Annotated in this window: 15 protein-coding genes and 2 pseudogenes; 7 read left to right on the top strand and 10 right to left on the bottom strand. The window is 39.3% G+C overall.

Annotated features, from left to right (window positions below; all coding sequences use genetic code 11):
- Window positions 1-6: 6 nt before the first annotated feature.
- The 7 genes from PROVRUST_RS02465 to PROVRUST_RS02495 form a co-directional block, all read right to left on the bottom strand.
- Window positions 7-1,440 (bottom strand): surface lipoprotein assembly modifier, encoded by a 1,434-nt coding sequence (locus PROVRUST_RS02465; protein ID WP_006813102.1) that lies wholly within the window; start codon window positions 1,438-1,440, stop codon window positions 7-9.
- 79 nt (window positions 1,441-1,519) lie between these two features.
- The gene (locus tag PROVRUST_RS02470; protein ID WP_006813103.1) at window positions 1,520-2,272 is read right to left on the bottom strand and encodes a Slam-dependent surface lipoprotein; all 753 of its coding nucleotides are present in this window, start codon (window positions 2,270-2,272) and stop codon (window positions 1,520-1,522) included.
- Between the two features lie 478 nt (window positions 2,273-2,750).
- Window positions 2,751-3,872: a ribonuclease D gene (gene rnd, locus PROVRUST_RS02475; RefSeq protein ID WP_006813105.1), complete on the bottom strand. Its 1,122-nt coding sequence runs from the start codon at window positions 3,870-3,872 to the stop codon at window positions 2,751-2,753.
- A gap of 104 nt (window positions 3,873-3,976) precedes the next feature.
- Complete coding sequence (gene fadD, locus PROVRUST_RS02480; RefSeq protein ID WP_006813106.1) at window positions 3,977-5,665, bottom strand: long-chain-fatty-acid--CoA ligase FadD; 1,689 nt, start codon at window positions 5,663-5,665, stop codon at window positions 3,977-3,979.
- 282 nt (window positions 5,666-5,947) lie between these two features.
- On the bottom strand, window positions 5,948-6,550 hold the full coding sequence (locus tag PROVRUST_RS02485) for a Slp family lipoprotein (RefSeq protein ID WP_006813107.1): 603 nt from the start codon (window positions 6,548-6,550) through the stop codon (window positions 5,948-5,950).
- Window positions 6,551-6,766: 216 nt separating this feature from the next.
- Window positions 6,767-7,480: a tRNA (adenosine(37)-N6)-threonylcarbamoyltransferase complex dimerization subunit type 1 TsaB gene (tsaB, locus tag PROVRUST_RS02490; RefSeq protein WP_006813108.1), complete on the bottom strand. Its 714-nt coding sequence runs from the start codon at window positions 7,478-7,480 to the stop codon at window positions 6,767-6,769.
- Between the two features lie 104 nt (window positions 7,481-7,584).
- Window positions 7,585-9,510, bottom strand: coding sequence for a DNA repair helicase YoaA (locus tag PROVRUST_RS02495; RefSeq protein ID WP_039854096.1), 1,926 nt, complete (start codon window positions 9,508-9,510; stop codon window positions 7,585-7,587).
- Window positions 9,511-9,658: 148 nt separating this feature from the next.
- On the opposite strand from PROVRUST_RS02495, the pseudogene PROVRUST_RS02500 reads away from it, so the two are divergent.
- From PROVRUST_RS02500 to PROVRUST_RS02510, 3 genes and pseudogenes are all read left to right on the top strand, one after another.
- A pseudogene (locus PROVRUST_RS02500) lies at window positions 9,659-10,007 on the top strand (RidA family protein).
- Window positions 10,008-10,466: 459 nt separating this feature from the next.
- Window positions 10,467-10,907 carry a hypothetical protein gene (locus PROVRUST_RS02505; protein ID WP_006813112.1) on the top strand — a complete coding sequence of 147 codons (441 nt, stop codon included), beginning with the start codon at window positions 10,467-10,469 and terminating at the stop codon, window positions 10,905-10,907.
- 1 nt (window position 10,908) lies between these two features.
- The gene (locus PROVRUST_RS02510) at window positions 10,909-11,319 is read left to right on the top strand and encodes a TIR domain-containing protein (protein WP_006813113.1); all 411 of its coding nucleotides are present in this window, start codon (window positions 10,909-10,911) and stop codon (window positions 11,317-11,319) included.
- A 411-nt stretch (window positions 11,320-11,730) separates the two neighbouring features.
- On the opposite strand, the gene mdtI is transcribed toward PROVRUST_RS02510, so the two are convergent.
- Window positions 11,731-12,063: a multidrug/spermidine efflux SMR transporter subunit MdtI gene (gene mdtI, locus PROVRUST_RS02515; RefSeq protein ID WP_006813114.1), complete on the bottom strand. Its 333-nt coding sequence runs from the start codon at window positions 12,061-12,063 to the stop codon at window positions 11,731-11,733.
- A complete protein-coding gene (gene mdtJ / locus PROVRUST_RS02520; RefSeq protein WP_039854097.1) occupies window positions 12,056-12,493 on the bottom strand; it encodes a multidrug/spermidine efflux SMR transporter subunit MdtJ in 438 nt (145 codons plus the stop codon). The genes mdtI and mdtJ overlap by 8 nt, the downstream gene beginning before the upstream one ends.
- A gap of 643 nt (window positions 12,494-13,136) precedes the next feature.
- Between mdtJ and pdxK the strand changes: the two genes are divergently transcribed.
- Entirely contained in the window at window positions 13,137-13,985 is an 849-nt protein-coding gene (gene pdxK / locus PROVRUST_RS02525) for a pyridoxine/pyridoxal/pyridoxamine kinase (protein ID WP_006813116.1), read from the top strand.
- Window positions 13,986-14,025: 40 nt separating this feature from the next.
- Here the strand turns inward: pdxK and PROVRUST_RS20105 are convergent.
- A pseudogene (locus PROVRUST_RS20105) lies at window positions 14,026-14,283 on the bottom strand (hypothetical protein); the annotation flags it as partial.
- Between the two features lie 155 nt (window positions 14,284-14,438).
- Between PROVRUST_RS20105 and PROVRUST_RS20475 the strand changes: the two are divergent.
- From PROVRUST_RS20475 to PROVRUST_RS02535, 3 genes are all read left to right on the top strand, one after another.
- On the top strand, window positions 14,439-14,627 hold the full coding sequence (locus PROVRUST_RS20475) for a hypothetical protein (protein WP_006813117.1): 189 nt from the start codon (window positions 14,439-14,441) through the stop codon (window positions 14,625-14,627).
- Window positions 14,576-16,165 carry a lipase family alpha/beta hydrolase gene (locus tag PROVRUST_RS02530; RefSeq protein WP_336431398.1) on the top strand — a complete coding sequence of 530 codons (1,590 nt, stop codon included), beginning with the start codon at window positions 14,576-14,578 and terminating at the stop codon, window positions 16,163-16,165. The genes PROVRUST_RS20475 and PROVRUST_RS02530 overlap by 52 nt, the downstream gene beginning before the upstream one ends.
- A gap of 95 nt (window positions 16,166-16,260) precedes the next feature.
- The gene (locus PROVRUST_RS02535) at window positions 16,261-17,229 is read left to right on the top strand and encodes a T6SS immunity protein Tli4 family protein (RefSeq protein WP_169305263.1); all 969 of its coding nucleotides are present in this window, start codon (window positions 16,261-16,263) and stop codon (window positions 17,227-17,229) included.
- Window positions 17,230-17,508: the final 279 nt, after the last annotated feature.

Raw genomic sequence — 17,508 nt, forward strand, 5'->3', positions numbered from 1 at the left:
TACAGATTAAAACGTTTTACTAAAATTAATGCCCACTTCGCTTTTATTATAGGAATAGCTTATTTTTGCACTACTATCGTTGAATTTATAATTAATATATAGCGTTGGTGTTAATGATAAAAATGTGTGACCTAATAGCGTTATTTGGCTATTTAAAGCCCATGACTCATCGTGTCGCTTTGTATTAAGTGAACTGTCGAAATCGAAAAAATTATGATTGCTGCTTATTAATTTATTGACTAACTTGTTCGTGCCAAATACATTAATTGACCCCACGGTTAACCCTGATACTTGATAGCTGTCACTTTTATATTGCTCAATATTTTTACCACCATATAAATTTGAGAATAAACTCCATTGCGGATTAACCGAATAAATTGCCGTTATACTGTAATTAATATCATAACCTGAACGCGATTCTCGTTTTCCGAAAAAAAATTGGTTTTTATACATTATGTTAGACAGTAAATAAAGTTTACTGCTGGGAGAATATGCGCTAGTAATGCTCGCACCTACACTGTAATGGTCAAATAAATGCCCTCGCCAATTAATATCTACAATAGGTGAAAACGTGATCTTTTTATTCCCGTAAAGATACTGATAGCTTACTGATGAATAACTTGAAAAACGCCGTTTTACTGAGCGATGAGGATATTCCCATACATTTCCACCGACACTGGCTAACAGTGAATGCCCTCGATTCTGCCAAAGGATTTTATTGGCATTTCCAGAGAAGCCATACACCAAACCGGATTTGATTTTACTACCTTGCATGCACCAGATAGCACCACATTGCTGTTCATCATTACCGTGAGCCTCCGTATAGTTAGTGTCATACTTTAAGTCAGTATTGAAATTCCCTTGCCAATGAGCGCGATTTTCTAATGCTGTAATTTCATTATCTATCTGTTTTATTCGGTCTTCAGGTAAATTTACTCGATATTTATTTTTTATCTTTTTATATAAACCTAATGCTTCACGATGATAGCTATTTTTTATATAGATATGAGCTAGCTTCATTTCAGAGAACACTGAACTCGGGTTTTCAGTGACTATTTTTAAATAAAACTTCAGTGACAATGGGTAATCACCATTAAAATAAGCTCTTTCTGCTGAAATATAATCCACCATACCTTTATCGTGATTTTTATCATTCAGATAGACAGGTAATAATTCATCAATTTTTTGGAATTGCTGCCGATTGACTAAATCATAAAGAATAAAACCAAGGTCGTCGACAGTTTTATTAATTTTAAGAGGGATTATAATTGGTGATTTATTTCTTGTGTTATTTATTTCATTTAAAACTTCAATTATCTGTTCATATTGTTGATGCCCATAATTTTGTTCAGAAAATGAATTTGCAGAAAACAATAATAGAATTAATACCTCAATCTTGTTGATTATTTTTTTCATCTCACTTCTCTTTTCTTTTTTCATAAAAATACAGGTAGGCAAAATCACTTTTGCCTACCTGATAGTCACGATATTGCTAAACAAAGATTGTTAAATAAAGAAATTACTCTTCGGTTTGGCTACCAGCAAATGCAGTATCATATTGATGGTCACTATTAAACACTGCGACACCACCAACATGTTCCGCATTCTCGCCAAAGAAGCGCCCATAACTCATTCCTGAGACAGTGTCATTGGCAATTGCTGAACCCGAGAATGAACCTGCATCTTGGATTTTCCCCTCGAGAGCAATTTTTAGATCTTCGCCCTGTAATGAACCAGTGTAATCCTTATCACCAAAGTCGGCTTCAAATACACCGGCGAGCTTTTTCTCACCATCATATTGGTTGATACCAGCAATGGTATAAGTTGCTTTACCTTCGGTAGGTACTGCCGTTGTGGCGTCTAGACCAGAGAAGAATGCCGTATGTTTAGCATCGTCTGCCGCTCCAGTTTGTGACCAATCCCCATAATAGACTTCAGCATCCGCTACTTTAGCAAACTGAAATTTACCCATATTTGAATGACTTGATGGTCCGCCACTATTGACTATCGTTACATCTTCGTCTGTTTTTGTTCCCATCTTAGTCAGGCCTAATAATGAGATTGTTTTTCCTCCAGCAATACTGCGATGCCCAATACCTGGATCACCCACTTTTCCCCCATGCGGACCTCGTGCAAATTCCGTTCCACCAACACGAATATCCGATCTTTCTGTTTCATACGTTTGGCTCTGCGCAGATTCTGTTGCAGCCCCAGAAAATGAAGAGATACCCGCAAATAATATAGCTGATACTAATACATTAAATTTAAACATAATTATGTCCTTATATTAAAGATACGATGTTATTAATAAAACAATAGAATTTTATCTTTTAGATAAAAATTTGTGAGTGCCACAAATTGAAAATGAGTATATGCAAATGAGTTTCATTTACAAATGACGTAGTCATAATTCAACTAAAAATCATTGTATTCATTGATTTATTTTTATCTTTTAAATTCAATTAATTAAATAATGGATGCATTCTATTGAACGTTAAAGGGATCTATAATCGATTAGATTTACTTTTATTATGCTTAATTAATTTGTTTTTTAGGAAGAATTACAATGTTGATTTTAAATATCGTTTATATAAAAATAATTTTATTATAAAGTTTATTCATATTTTGGTGGGTAAACTTATATTGAAATAAAACTTATCAAGTAGAATAAAAAAGGATGGAATAAAAATTTACTTTAAATGTCTGTCAAAGGTACAAAAAATTCACTACTTTTTGTACCTTTGAGCATATTAGGCTTGGCTAAGTAAGGTTGTTAGTGGGCCTTCCAGTAACTTACCTCTCCAACCCGCCAGTAATTCTGGCTCACATGATTTCTCTTTCAGCCCCCAATGAACGGCTAATAGTTGGTTAATTTGGCGACGGGAGGCTAACAGCTCAGGGTTGAATTTTTCATTTTCAGCAACCTCTTTCACTAATGCCTTAATCTCTTTAAAGATGCTTTTATATTGGCTATGTTCCGTGATATTTGCCACTGGAGCTGGATATTGGCTAGCATCCAGTTTCTTAGCATCCTCAACAATACTCAATAAACGTCGGCCGTGGCAGCGAATTTCCTGCCCTGATAGCCCCAAAGCATCCAGCTCACCCAAAGAGCTTGGTAAATAACGAGCCACTTTCCACAGATTTTCTTCTCTGACGACAAAATTAATCGCCATATCACGAGCTTTAGCTTGATCTAATCGCCACGCCGCTAATATCTGTAAGCAGGCTAATTGTTCATCACGTAATTGCCACGCATTAGTGATGTTCAAATAGGCTTTTTCCGGTTTTACCACTTTCTGACGGCGTGCTACAACACGCTGGCATTCATCTTTGGCATCATCCAGATAACCCGCTTCAGTCACTTTTTCCATTAAAATTTTGGCCAGTGGTAATAAATACAGCACGTCGGCGGTCGCATAATCGCACTGTTTAGCGCTTAATGGGCGAGCAAGCCAATCTGTACGAGATTCACTTTTATCTAGCTCGATACCTAAATGTTCCACCACTAGTGTCGCAAATCCACAGGATATTGGATAACCAAGAAAGGCTGCAACGATTTGAGTATCGATCATTGGCTCAGGCACACAACCAAAATCATGGATAAAAACTTCAAGATCCTCACTACCTGCATGGAGAAACTTAAGTTGATTTGGATTGGTTAACAGCGCTTTAAATGGGCTGAAGTCAGTCATTAATAAAGGGTCAATCAATGAAACCTGATTTCCATCATACAGTTGTAGCAGACCCAGCTGAGGGTAATATGTTCTTGTGCGTACAAACTCGGTATCCAGTGCTAACCATGGAGCATCACTGGCCTCTTGGCAAACCTGAGCTAATTCGCTATCTGTAGTTACTAAACGATAATTCAAAACAAGTTTCTCTTTATTATATTTTGACTAAATATTTTTGACTGATCACAGTAACGCCGGTAAAAACCGGCGTTACACACTTTACTTTTGATACTACTCCCCCTTTATTCGGAGGTTTTTTCCTTCTTCTGTAGCTCTTCAGCACGTAAATCTTTACGTAAAATTTTGCCTACATTAGATTTTGGTAGCTCATCACGGAATTCGAAAATTTTTGGTACTTTATACGCCGTTAACGAACGGCGACTAAACGTTTTTAACTCATCCGCAGTCAAGTTTGAATTCTTCGTCACAATAAATACTTTGACTGCTTCCCCGGTGCTTTCACTGGGAATACCAATGGCAGCACACTCAATAACATCGGGATGAGCAGAAATGACATCTTCAATTTCATTAGGATAAACGTTAAAACCAGAGACTATAATCATATCTTTTTTACGATCAACAATACGAATATAGCCTTCTGTATCTATCTCAGCGATATCCCCTGTTGCTAACCAGCCGTCCACAATGGCTTCACTCGTTGCATCAGGACGATTCCAATAGCCTTTCATTACCTGTGGACCTTTCACCCACATTTCGCCTGGCTCACCAAACGGAACTTGATGACCATGGTCATCAAGGAATTTTACGTCTGTGGATGGAACAGGTAAACCGATACTACCACTATAAGCCGTCAGATTATATGGGTTCCCTGTGACTAAAGGTGAACATTCAGTTAAACCATAACCTTCTAATAAATGACGTCCCGTTAACTCTTGCCACTTTTGCGCTACCGCTTTATGCACTGGCATGCCGCCACCGACCGAAAGTCTTAAGCGGGAAAAATCCAACTTATGGAATTCTGGATTATGGAGCCATGCATTAAATAATGTATTTACACCCGTTATCGCGGTAAACGGATAGCGAGCAAGCTGTTTTATCGTATCCGGTACATCTCGCGGATTAGTGATCAACAAGTTTACGCCGCCCACATTGATGAATAATAAGCAGTTAACGGTTAGTGCAAATATATGGTACAACGGCAATGCCGTCACCACAGCTTCATTTCCAAAATGTAAAACTGGTCCATATGCCGCTCTTGCTTGGGCAATATTCGCCAACATATTACGGTGAGTCAACATCGCACCTTTAGCTACACCGGTTGTTCCGCCGGTGTACTGAAGAAAAGCCAGATCGTCACCTGTAATATTCGGTTTTATATATTGCATCCGATACCCTTGATGCATGGCACGGCGAAACGAAATCGCATCAGGTAAATTGTATTTAGGTACTAAGCGTTTCACATATTTCACCACAAAATCCACAATGGTAGCTTTTGGGCGAGAAAGTTGATCACCTAAACGGGTTAAAATAACGTGTTTAACTTTAGTGTTATAGACGATTTTTTCTAATGTCTGAGCAAAGTTAGAGACGATCACAATCGCGGTAGCCCCACTGTCATTCAGTTGGTGCTCTAACTCTCTAGGGGTATACAGAGGGTTCACATTGACGGCCACCATCCCAGCTCGCAATACGCCGAACAGGGCAATAGGATATTGCAGAAGGTTTGGCATCATTAAGGCAACTCTGTCACCTTTCTTTAGACCTAGGCCATTTTGTAGGTATGCGGCAAATGCTCGGCTTCTTTCTTCTAATTTACGATACGTCATTACCGCGCCCATATTAATGAACGCAGGCTGATCCGCATATTGAGAAACTGCATTTTCAAGTAACTCTGCTAATGAGGCGAAGTCATCAGGGCTTATTTCTTCAGGTACATCAGCAGGATAGTTTTTTAGCCAGATTTTTTCCAAAATGTTACTCCTGAATTTAGTGAGTTATTATTTTTCCACACAACCTCTTAACAAATTATTAACTCATTGTACCAGTTTGAAAAATAAACAATGTTAAGGTTGAGAGCTCTATCACTAAATTATTTTCATTCCTTCAAGATAAAAATAAGGCGGACAATGCCGCCTTATTTAACTTGGTTTCAATTTATCAGATTTTAATCTGTATAAGATTTTCAGATTATACACCGCAATACAGGTTTTTTGGAGCGTTAAGCCCGTTTTTAACGCTTAAACCTCATTCACTTAATCTTCTGTCAGATAAGTTTGCACCTGTGCGGGACCTGCTGGATAACCATAACCCCATCCCCAAGGATGGTTATAATAATATGGTGAACCATAGTAGCCATAACCCCATGGACCCGCAGGTGGCGGCATCATAACACTTTGAGCAAGGCTCCAGCGCTGATACCCTGTCACATCCATCGTAACGTAGTTATAGGGTACTTCACCTATCTTGCCTGCCTGCTCTCCTGTGATCTTACCAACCACAGTTAAGTAGCGGTTATTAAAATCGCTTGGCTCAACAAAACCATTGATGTAGGCATAAATACGCCCAACAGATGGGGAGTTAAGTTCAGGAGCCGCATCATATTTATTCAGTACCATGGTCGCAATTTCGACTCGGGTTCTTTTTGGTTCATTTAAAACTGAAAGTACTTTTCCTCCCAAACGTGCTTCCTGACCAACATACATTTCAGGCGCATTCTGTATGGATTTAAGATTATCCGCTGGGTTTGGTACTGAGCCCTTAATAGATTGTGGAATGGATACACAGCCTGTCAGTGCTAATATGCCCGCAATTAAAATACTTTTAATCACAAAGCGGTAGCTAAATTTACGTTTCATTTACCACCTCCAATTAGCCATCATTATAGAGTTAGAATATGTGCTTTAAAACTGTGAATGAATAGCATCACACGATATGTTCAGTAAATTAATATCTGGTCACATTATTAACTATAATAATAGCTTATTTGACCATCGATTCTATATCGTAGATTAAAAAAATGGCTATATGATGATTATTCATATAGCCATTGACAAAATATTTAAGGAAAGAAATTATTCCCGTCCGGGTAATTTTTTCCACGTAACTTCGTTGCGCAGATAAGTGGGCTCTACATTCTCAACTGCGGTCACTTTCCCTGCGAGCCAAAGTTGTCTTGCGATAGGCAACATATCTTGCGCATCGGGTAATGTAATTTGGCTATCGCTAATTGCTAATGAGCCAGAAAGAAGTTCAGGGTATGCCAACCAGCCAGTACCAGCATGACACCAATTCCCCATTAATGTCGAAAATTGTGCTTTAAAATCTGCGGGCATCATTACAGCTTCAGTCTCTTCACCTAGCCAAAAGCCTTGGGCATCTCGTTGGTATTGAGCACAATAGATTTCAGACATACGAGCATCAATAGCAACAAGGATCTGCGTTTGTCCCGTTGAACGGTATGCACCTTCGGCTAACGCCATCAGTGATGAGACACCAATCATTGGCAGGTCTGCACCAAGTGCGAGTCCTTGAGCAATCCCCACGCCAATTCGTACGCCCGTAAAACTCCCCGGACCACGCCCAAAGGCTAAAGCATCTAATTGATTTAATGTGATACCCGCTTCCGCTAATACCTCTTCAACCATTGGCAATACTTTTTGAGTATGCTCTCGTGGAGAGATGGCAAAACGCGAAATAATTTCAGCGTCATGTTGCCCACCCGCACAACACAGCGCAACGGAACAAGCTTCAGTTGCTGTATCAACAGCTAGAATATAACTCGACATGCCTAAACTCCGGCAAATATTAGGTTTGTTGTTACCACCGTCTTGGCGGCAACCTGAAAGATGGGCGATATATTAGCATAAACTACCCGCCCGATCGTAGAAAATTAGTCTTCTGAGTTGTGTTCAGACCGTTTTTTCTCAAGGAACTCAATGGCTTTATTTATGCTTCTTGTTCTTGGAGATGGCGGCAAGCTACGTAAAAAAACTTCACCATACGGACGGGTCACCAATCGGTTATCGCAAATCACAATAACGCCATAATCGGTGGTATCTCTAATTAAACGCCCTACACCTTGTTTCAAGGTAATCACCGCGTCAGGCAACTGCACATCTGCAAAGGGATCGCCGCCACGTAACTCACAATCTTCAATACGGGCACGTAATAAAGGGTCATCGGGGGCTGTAAAGGGTAATTTATCGATAATGACGCAACTGAGTTCATCACCCCGGACATCAACCCCTTCCCAAAAGCTGCTTGTTGCCACTAAAACCGCATTTCCCGCAGCAATAAATTGCGCCAACAATTTATTTTTACTGCTTTCCCCTTGCATCAATACTGGCAAAGTCAAGGAAGCTTTAAACTCCTCAGCCAGCTCACGCATCATTAAATGGGAAGTACAAAGGAAAAAACAGCGACCTTTATTTTTCTCAATCAACGGTCTTAGCATCGTGGCTAATTTTTGGGCACTTCCCCGTTGATTTGGTTCAGGTAGAAAACGAGGAACACACAGTAACGTCTGGGTTTCATAATCAAACGGGCTGGCTAATAGCAATGTTTTCGCGGAGTTTAGCCCTAATCGATCGGTAAAATGACTCAGTTTTTCGTTAACAGATAATGTGGCAGACGTAAAAACCCAACTGGCAGGCGTGCCAGCAATCATTTCACTGAATTTGTCCGCAACCGTTAATGGTGTTAACGCTAATAAAAAATGGCGACCGTAGCTTTCAAACCAATAGCTATAGCCCGGTATCGTCACATCTTTCAATCGATTAAGTCGATTTCGATAAATTGTCACTCGTTCAAAGATAGAATCTAACGTTTGAGAACGACCCAATGAGGTTTTGACCACTTCATAACACAGTTCAAGGGCATCATCGAGCAAGGTTAAAGAACGCTGTACTTCAGATAATTTGAGTAATTCGCGTAAATTACCCCGAAAACTGTTGTCCCCGAGATTCAATCGAAAATCTAACGTACTTTGGGTTAGCCTATCTGCGCTTTTTTGTAATTGCGCTTGGTCTTTTAGCTCAGTACGGTATGTCATGACCATATCGCGAGCCAAATCCAATAGCTGGCGACTGCTTAATTGTTGTCCAAAATATTGACTCGCAATATCTGGGATCTGATGGGCTTCATCGAAAATCATCACGTCGGCCTGGGGAATTAATTCACCAAAACCCGTGTCTTTTACCACTCTATCCGCCATAAATAAGTGGTGGTTAACGACAACAATATCCGCATCTAATGCTTTGCGGCGCGCTTTAAGTACAAAGCATTCTTGATAGCGCGGACAATCGCTGCCTAAACAGTTATCATTGGTGCTCGTGACTAATGGCCAAACTGGGCTATCTTCTGCAATATCATGGCAAGTGCTGACATCCCCTAATTCGGATTCAATTGACCAGCTACGCAGTCTAACTACCGCAGTTAAAATCTCTGGTTCAAGGCTTCCTCCACCTAAAGATTGTTGGTCTAACCGTTCCAAGCATAGATAGTTTGACCGACCTTTAAGTAATGCGGTTTTACCTTGGTAGTTCATCGCATCGATGATAGACGGTAAATCACGGTGATAAAGTTGGTCTTGTAATGCTTTCGACCCCGTGGAAACAATCACTTTTTTACCACTACGCAAAGCGGGTACTAGATACGCGTATGTTTTCCCGGTTCCTGTTCCCGCTTCTGCCACCAGCACATGTTGCTGTTCAATAGACTGAGAGACAGCCTCAGACATAGTGACCTGCGCCGCACGAGGTTGAAACCCGGGGATTGTTTTTGCTAGAAAGCCATCTGCTGAAAAGTCGTTAGACACCACAAACCTACGTTGATTAATTTTGATAAAGATACTTTAACATGAGTTCTAACTGGCTGCTGCGCTAATTATACTTTCCTTAACGAACTGATTTTCATCACTGTGCCAACCTGATATTCTTTATGCATATTGATAATAAGGAACAGTTATGACTATTGAACGTATTGACCCAGATACCCGTTGGTCTGAAGCCGTCATCCATAATGGCGTCGTTTATTACACCAGTGTCCCTGAGAAGCTGGACGGTGATATTGTTATTCAGACCACAGACACATTAGCCGCGATTGATGTGATGCTAGAGCGTGTCGGCTCAGATAAAAGCAAAATTTTAGATGCGACGTATTTTTCTCGCAGATAAAGCCGATTTTGCGGGAATGAATCAAGCGTGGGATGCATGGGTTGTTGCAGGTAGCGCCCCTGTCCGTTGCACCGTACAAGCGGCACTAATGAAGCCAGAATATAAAGTAGAGATTAAAATCGTTGCCGCGATTGATTAGTCTTGATTGATACTTGAAAAGAACATCTGCCTAATGCCGGTCACCTTACGTGAACGGCATTATTTTTAACTGGATATTTTGAGCTTTAGCTGAACACTGTCACTTAATTTTCATCTTCTGCGTTTACGGGGCTATAAGCTTTGTGCCAGAAGTGGACGTTGCAAGCACAGTAGTTTCTCATTAATACAGTAGTTTCTCATTAATGTAGCGCTAACTTTCTCTGCTAACACACTATTTATATTAGCTTATTTTTATTAATTCATTGAAATTCATTTACAATAAAGCTAGCCTAGTGGGAATCCTGAAGCAAGGTTATGAGTGACACTAATGCGCCTTTCTTATTGATATTGATACAGCTTCATTTGATTAATATTTTATTAATGAAAAAAATCTGCACGGATAATTTCAATTTTTTAGTTTTGTGACACTTTACCTATCCGAATAAAAGGGCTAAGAGCAATGGAAGAATATAAAAAAACTTGTGAAGATGAGCTTGACTGGGTGGTTGTGAATCAACTCCATGAGGCGACACTTCAAATGAGTAAGAGTTGTTTTGAATTCAAAAAGATATGCGTAGGGCTCATCGGTGCAACTTTGGCGATATTAGCAAAACTTACCGATGGTAAACTTGATCATTCTTATTTTTATATAACTTTTATCCTATGTTTTGGTTTCTGGATCGCAGATTTTTCTGCATATTATTTTCAGAGGAAAACTAGGATAGCTATGAATAACAGACTGATTGCATTAGCTAATAGAAATTTAATTAATGGCTATCCAACTGAAAACTTAGAGGTAACTTGGTTTAAAGCAGCATTTAACCATTCAATGGCTCTATACTACACTTTTGCTATCATAGAATTTATTGGATGGCTCGTTTACGTACACATGGGTAAGTAATATGAATATTTTTGTCAGCTACACGACTAGAGACGATAATGTTAATAAAAAATTATTAGAGCGTGTATCAGAGATCGTTTCGCTTTATGGCCATTGCTACATCGACCTATTACATAACACCAAAAAAGATAAACAACAACATGTCGAATTCATGTTATCACAATCTAATTTGCTAATTTTAATTGCATCGAGTTCAGTTTTTACTTCAAAATGGGTTCAATGGGAACTTGATGAGGCCAAAAGATGTTACATTCCAATTATTATGGTTGAAGCCAAGTCAGACATGAATAATATCTTAAAAAATTTGAAATCAATATTAGCAACTAATGCTTATTTACTATCTAATCACAGAAGTGAAAAATTTAAAAATTCATCTGAAAATACAATGAGTTTATTGGGTGGCAACGTTTAACAATTATTAATTACTGTAATAAAAAACAATTTCATTTTAATTTCTGGTGTATTAATAACGCATTACACGCCAATTATATTACCTAGTTACTATTAAAAATTTTATTTTTTGATGTATATTCAATTGATTGAAATACAGCGTAGTTAGTAATAGGTTCATAATACCATCAAAAAAATCATGGAGGAATTATGCGCCACAAAAAGCTATTTCTTAAGAAAAAGATATACCTTTTTAAGGGATGAACTTCCACTCATCGCTCAAAACGGACTGACAAATTTGATTATATGTCGCCCATAAAAACCGACTTTACCCATTCTGGTGAGAAATTTTCAGATGTGATTGTATATTGAAAAGCTATTAAAACTATATTATTGAATATAGTCCTAATAGCTTTAAGAATTGTATTATCGATTACGACATTTTAATCAATACCATTCCTACCAGTAGGAACACAATTCCGCCCCAACCTTTGTAGTTTAAGCGTTGATTAAATAAAATCCAGCCAGCGGCTACCGTCGCAATAATACCGAACGCGCCCCACAGTGCATAAGCGATAGACAATTCGATGCCTTTGACAGCTTGTGCTAATGCGCTAAATGCACCTAATACAGCGACAAGTGACAAAATTCCTAGCCAATAACGTTTAAACCCATTCGACATTTTTAATAAAACGTTAGCAATAATTTCCAGTACAACCGCAAGGATCAGGAATGCCGCATGCCACCATTCAAATTGGTTATCCATGTTTCACCTCTGATTTCATAGGTTTACTTGTTAATGCTCGAGCCTTCGCTGCACTCACTACTTTTTGGGTAGCATGTCTTACTTTCTGTGCCGATTGGCTGGTTGTGGCTTTCTTGGTACCGGATTTTATTAAAGCAATACCCGCGATCAGAAAGACCAGCCCACCAATTTTCATCGGTGACAAAGACTCATCAAACCAAAGCACGCTGAAGGTGGTAATCAATAAAATTCCCACACCTTCCCACATGGCGTAAGCAACACCAAGGGCGACTTTTTTGACCGCTACAGCAAGCAAAATATAGGAGGTCGCAATCATCACATACATCACCGCCATACCGGTAAAATCACCGCTGACGCTGGCATGTTTCATTGATAATGTACCTATTACTTCAGTGACAATAGCTAATGCTAAAAATATCCAATAAATCATCATATAATCCCTCACGATACAGCCACGCCATAGCCTGCTTTTTGCACAGCAAAAAATAATAATTAGCTTAGTTCTTGGGCATGAAGCTGTTAAAAATTCAAACAATAACAACGAATTGCTGTTTTTATTCAGCAGAATGAATAATCGAGAGAGACGCTATAACGCACCGCACCAGTGGTATTCACTGGACAGAATGGCAGAAAGGAAAAGTTTGTGTGTTGTTCTTCTTTGGGACTTACTGATCTTGACATTAGTCGCGATAAGCATGATATCACATTCATTTCATCAGATGGACATCCATCCAAGTTACTCCGAACCCTCATATAGTTAATTGATCGAATTCCTTTTTATCATGCCAAAAATATTAAGTCAATGAATACAAACACCTTTTCCATTGACTACTTTATTGCATAATTATTCATTAATATGCTAACCAACCCTAGTGAGCGCCCTATTTTGTCGAATAACCAACCGATTTATCCCACATTTCTTTTTAGAAAATTTGATTGAAAAAAATTTATTTTACCCTCTTTTATGCTGCGCTAAATTAACTTCATATCCATTTTCCACGTTACCATTGACAACCCTTAACAACAGGCTTCTTATAGTTAATATATGTGAAAAGAATAAATAAGAGAGATACATGGATACCTTCAGCCTAACGTCTAATAGCTTTCAAAACTCTACTGACGCAACCCCCCTTCCTTATGATGTTGTTTCCATTCAATCCCAAGTTGTCTATGGTAGCGTTGGTAATAGCATTGCAGTTCCGGCATTGACCAAACAAGGGTTGAGAGTTGCGGCAGTTCCTACTGTTATCTTGAGCAATACACCTCATTACAGCACCTGCTATGGTGGAGAACTGCCGAGCGAGTGGTTTCGTGGTTATCTGCAAGGATTCGTTGAGCGAGGTAGCTTACCGTCTGTAAGAGCAATTTTGACTGGCTATTTAGGCTCACCAAGTAAAGCGCATGACTTAGCCGATTGGTTAGCTTCAGTTCGTGAAGAACATCCAAAAATACCGGTAATTGTTGATCCTGTGATGGGAGATGAAGATAGTGGTTTTTATATTCCACCTGAAATTGCTGATGTCTATCGCCATGAAGTCATTCCGCTTGCCACAGGCATTATTCCCAACAAATTTGAGCTTTCAACGCTCAGTGGGCAACAAATTCATACCCTTGAGGATGCGACTCGAGCAGCTCGATCATTATTAAAGGGTTATACCCAGTGGGTTATTATTACTAGCGCCTTTCAGCCAGATGATGAGAGCATTGAAGTGGTGTGTGTTACCAAACAAGATGTGGCCGTCATTCGTCATAAACGTTACCCTGTCACGCCAAAGGGCACTGGTGATTTATTTGGTGCAGAACTTACCGCTCAATTATTAGCAGGTTTGTCCGTTCCTGATGCGGCTAAAATGGCATGTTTGCGTATCGAACAAGGGATCATTCATATGGCAGCGACAGGACGTAGCGAGTTAGTACTCTAGTTCTTCGTGGTGACTAGTCCTGATATAGGTTAACAACTTTTCAGGTATAAAACGCTCGATGAACTTCATTGGGCGCTTTATAATTTAATGATAAATGGGGGCACCTTTCATTATACAACTGTATTAATACTCCATTTTTAATATTCCATCGTTCCGTTCTGTCAATACATTTTGATAATAATCATAGCCATACGTCATTGAATATTATACTTTTTATGTATTTCTTAAAATTCCGCCGAGCAATACCGTAAACCACGATTTTCCGTGAATAAGCATCCGTGAACAAACTTAAGTACGTGTCCCTTTCATGGGGTCATTTCAGTCACTTCAAAAACTGCTGGCTTTTTACATAGCTCCTCTTATCAGAACCAAAAACAGATTCAACCAAACAGACAATTAAATAAAATTACGCTATTCTATTTGCCTTAAGGATAACTCAAAAGGATTAGCGTTATGTCAGAGAAAAATGATCCCGAAACAGGTGATGAATGTCAATTTGTGTCATATCATCACCCTCAATGGAAAGATGATGGAACATGCCACTGGGATGATGTTCAACTTCAGCCAAAATCCTTTAATGCGGAAGCCAAATGCGTGGTGCCCCCAACGAAGATTATTCCGGTCATTTTTTACCTGGGGTGATGGGGAGTAATTTAAAGTCATCCGGTGGTAAATTTGTAAAAGATGAAATGATTTGGCGCGGAGATAGCGATATACAGGTTTATGTCGACTGGGCTAGATTAAATGGAGAACAACGTAGAACATTGTTAAATCCCGCTGAAACGGTTGTTGATAATGGTGGGCTCATTAATTCTAACGTGTATTCATTAATTACGGATGATGGGTTGGGGAATTGTGGAACATTACTTCAACCAAGAAAAGAACGGGGTTGGGGCGAAATTCTCAATTTTAGCTATGGGAATACATTGAGTGTACTTCAAGGTGCGTTGTTAGATGATTGGCAAAAAGCGGTCAGACGACGTGCCGAGGGTAAAACGGCATTCAGTGACAATCCGAAAGAGAATGGCATTGTTCGTCAGTTATGTAATACCGTGTTAGGGACCGAAGATAAACACGAAGATTGTCTGACTGAAAAGGAAGTCGGTCATTTTTTAAATTTTCTCTATCCTTTACATGTGTTTGGGTATAACTGGTTGGAAGATAATACCATTTCTGCTGCTAAATTGGTTGAGTATATTGATAAAACCCTCCGATATTACAAAAGCCAATATGGACACGGTCATGGCCTCGCGATTGAAAAAGTGATTTTAGTCACCCACTCCATGGGAGGATTAGTAGCTCGTTATGCCATGAATCCGCCAGACGATGCAGAGTTTAAGGGGTGTCAGGATAAGGTGTTAGGTGTTGTTCATGGCGTCATACCGGATTTAGGGTCACCCGCCGCCTATCGCCGGATGAAAGTGGGTGGAAAACAAGAAGGACTGGCGGGCATTGTCATGGGGAAATCTGCCGAAGAATTGATGCCCGTATTAGCGCGTGCACCGGCACCTTTACAGTTATTACCTGCGCCAAACTATACCAGTAATGCCCATGGAATGGCGTGGTTTAGTGTTGAAAAGGGGAATGCCGATGGGCGTGATTTATCCTTACCCCAAAAAGGTGATCCGTTTGGGGAGATTTACCTGAATAAAACCTTATGGTGGCGGTTGTATGAGTCTGACATCCTCGATAAAGAGGAAGCGATTAGCCAAAATAATTGGGAAGAGTATGTTATTTTAATGAGGAAAAAAGTCCGTAGTTTTATTTCATCATTAAATATCGCTGGTTATCATCCTAATACCTATGCGTTTTATGGGCACACAATACCATCCGATGGCTCTGTGAAATGGCATATCACATCAATTACCTACCCGAAAGATACGCATGACAGTGATAAAAAAATCCCTAATAACTACCGTGAAGTACCTTTGCCGTTTAACCGCTCTCGTCTTTATGAATTAAAAGCCTCAAATTCTGCGGGGGATGGAACGGTGCCTGTCGAGTCCTTTAAAACCCTACAACGCCAAAACGGTCAATCCATTAAAAGTGTGCTAGCAACGGATGTAGACCACCAAGGCGCTTATGAAGTCAAAAACCTTAAAGATATTCATCAGCGTCCTGCACTACAATTTACCCTGCGTGCTATCGCTAAAATGGTCCAAGAGGTGCCAGCATGTTGATGACGACATCGTTGCGCGCAATATGCTTTTCTTTAGGTATGATGTTTTTTATTCCTACGTTGCATGCCGCTCCCATGGTTAAAAAGGACTCTATTATGGTTGACCCCTTATTTTCTAAAACAAAACCGCAATGTGCAGGGATTTATGTGATGGATGTTCCCGAATCGCTTAATAACGGGACACATAAAGCTAAGTACAATGATTTTAATATTGAAAGCCTATTTATTTATCCGCCCGCGTTTAAGCAACGTATTGCATTGCGTGAAGAGGCGCTCAGAAATCAAAAAACCAGTCAAAAAAATGCCCCTGTATTGAAAGAAGTCATTCAACTTTCCGACAATCAAGGAGTAATTTTTGATAAAAATCAAAGTGGAACAGATGACGCTTACCGAACATTAGAGGCACATGTGTATATCAACCATATAGCCTTTATTATAACTATCGATATTCTTGATTTGTCAGCCCCTAAATATGCCAAAGATAGAGAAGATTATTTAAGTTATGGATTTACTGAGTTTAAACTGAATGACAAACCCACTAAATTAGCCGCAATGCGCTCATTAATTTCGCGATTAAGCGGTCGATTAGATCATGATATTCCGACTGATAAAGGATGGTGTATTCCCAATGGGTTTATTGCTGATGATGGTGGGCAACCTAAGATAGAGGTCGGTTTTAGTTATGAAAACGACGATTTTATATTTGGTATCAATGCTAATAATACGATGATTGATAATAGTGATACTCTTTTTGGTCGAAGTGATGCAATTAACGATGCGTTAAAAGCATCAAGCATGAAAACCCTAAAAAAATATGCGTCTGTGGCAAATGGTATTCCATTTGAAGCATGGCTTTTTGAAGGTACTCAAAATTATGAACAGAAAACGCGACAGGTCTATGATTTCATACTCTATGCTAATGAATCTGTTGCCTCAACATCGAAGCTATTAGCAACAATAGGATTAAATAGTAAACGAAAACAAACTCGCTATAGCGAAGCTCAAATGGTTGAAATTTGGGATCGAATTGTCGGTTCGCTACGTTATAAACCGAAAGCGTTTTAATTCACGCTAGAGCGATAATTCTGTTGTTATCGCTCTGATTTAACATAAAGGTGCTACATCCGCTTAGGCACTCAACCAAAAAAGCCTATCCACGGGCTCAAAACCTCCCTTTTCTACCGTAAAAAACACCACTTATTATATTGACCATTTGTTATCAAAATGGCGATTTTGGTTTCAGCATAAAAATGACACTAAACGGCAAGGTTTTCCAGAATTGCCATGATTTTTTAGTTGGTGTAGGTTCGGGAGTTGCTGGTAACTTGGATTCGATTAACAGCA

Source organism: Providencia rustigianii DSM 4541 (assembly GCF_000156395.1).
Lineage (GTDB): Bacteria > Pseudomonadota > Gammaproteobacteria > Enterobacterales > Enterobacteriaceae > Providencia > Providencia rustigianii.